Source organism: Microbacterium sp. NPDC087589, assembly GCF_044743635.1.
Classification (GTDB): domain Bacteria; phylum Actinomycetota; class Actinomycetes; order Actinomycetales; family Microbacteriaceae; genus Microbacterium.
Genome location: NZ_JBIUWV010000011.1, coordinates 3,782 through 5,660, shown reverse-complemented (window position 1 = coordinate 5,660; position 1,879 = coordinate 3,782). Strand labels below are relative to the sequence as shown.

Below are 1,879 nucleotides of genomic sequence, written 5' to 3'. Positions count from 1 at the left end.
TAAGATAGAGAAGTTGCCCTTCGGGCCTGGTTGTGATGACTGGGTCGTGGGAGCATCCGATCCTTGAGAACTCAACAGCGTGCACTTGTCAAATGCCAAATTATCCTCGTCTAGCTTCGGCTGGGTGAGAATTCCTTTGGATCAAAGACCAACTCCTTTCGGGGGGTTGGCATTCGGATGAAGTCAGCAATGAATTTGTCTCTTTGGTCAGCATCAAACTCGCTGCGTCACCGTTTTCCCGGTGTCGTATGCATTTCTTTTTTACGGAGAGTTTGATCCTGGCTCAGGATGAACGCTGGCGGCGTGCTTAACACATGCAAGTCGAACGGTGAACACGGAGCTTGCTCTGTGGGATCAGTGGCGAACGGGTGAGTAACACGTGAGCAACCTGCCCCTGACTCTGGGATAAGCGCTGGAAACGGCGTCTAATACTGGATACGAGTAGCGACCGCATGGTCAGTTACTGGAAAGATTTATTGGTTGGGGATGGGCTCGCGGCCTATCAGCTTGTTGGTGAGGTAATGGCTCACCAAGGCGTCGACGGGTAGCCGGCCTGAGAGGGTGACCGGCCACACTGGGACTGAGACACGGCCCAGACTCCTACGGGAGGCAGCAGTGGGGAATATTGCACAATGGGCGCAAGCCTGATGCAGCAACGCCGCGTGAGGGATGACGGCCTTCGGGTTGTAAACCTCTTTTAGCAGGGAAGAAGCGAAAGTGACGGTACCTGCAGAAAAAGCGCCGGCTAACTACGTGCCAGCAGCCGCGGTAATACGTAGGGCGCAAGCGTTATCCGGAATTATTGGGCGTAAAGAGCTCGTAGGCGGTTTGTCGCGTCTGCTGTGAAATCCGGAGGCTCAACCTCCGGCCTGCAGTGGGTACGGGCAGACTAGAGTGCGGTAGGGGAGATTGGAATTCCTGGTGTAGCGGTGGAATGCGCAGATATCAGGAGGAACACCGATGGCGAAGGCAGATCTCTGGGCCGTAACTGACGCTGAGGAGCGAAAGGGTGGGGAGCAAACAGGCTTAGATACCCTGGTAGTCCACCCCGTAAACGTTGGGAACTAGTTGTGGGGTCCATTCCACGGATTCCGTGACGCAGCTAACGCATTAAGTTCCCCGCCTGGGGAGTACGGCCGCAAGGCTAAAACTCAAAGGAATTGACGGGGACCCGCACAAGCGGCGGAGCATGCGGATTAATTCGATGCAACGCGAAGAACCTTACCAAGGCTTGACATATACGAGAACGGGCCAGAAATGGTCAACTCTTTGGACACTCGTAAACAGGTGGTGCATGGTTGTCGTCAGCTCGTGTCGTGAGATGTTGGGTTAAGTCCCGCAACGAGCGCAACCCTCGTTCTATGTTGCCAGCACGTAATGGTGGGAACTCATGGGATACTGCCGGGGTCAACTCGGAGGAAGGTGGGGATGACGTCAAATCATCATGCCCCTTATGTCTTGGGCTTCACGCATGCTACAATGGCCGGTACAAAGGGCTGCAATACCGCGAGGTGGAGCGAATCCCAAAAAGCCGGTCCCAGTTCGGATTGAGGTCTGCAACTCGACCTCATGAAGTCGGAGTCGCTAGTAATCGCAGATCAGCAACGCTGCGGTGAATACGTTCCCGGGTCTTGTACACACCGCCCGTCAAGTCATGAAAGTCGGTAACACCTGAAGCCGGTGGCCTAACCCTTGTGGAGGGAGCCGTCGAAGGTGGGATCGGTAATTAGGACTAAGTCGTAACAAGGTAGCCGTACCGGAAGGTGCGGCTGGATCACCTCCTTTCTAAGGAGCATCTGACTCTTCGGAGTCCAGAACCCAGATCGAGGACGTTCGTTTCTCGCTGGGAGCTCATGGGTGGAACATTTGACATGGTGCG

Annotated in this window: 1 rRNA gene; it reads left to right on the top strand. The window is 55.0% G+C overall.

The features are described 5' to 3' along the window. Nucleotides 1-260 precede the first annotated feature (260 nt). Nucleotides 261-1,785, top strand: a 16S ribosomal RNA gene (locus ACIOU8_RS18130). Nucleotides 1,786-1,879: the final 94 nt, after the last annotated feature.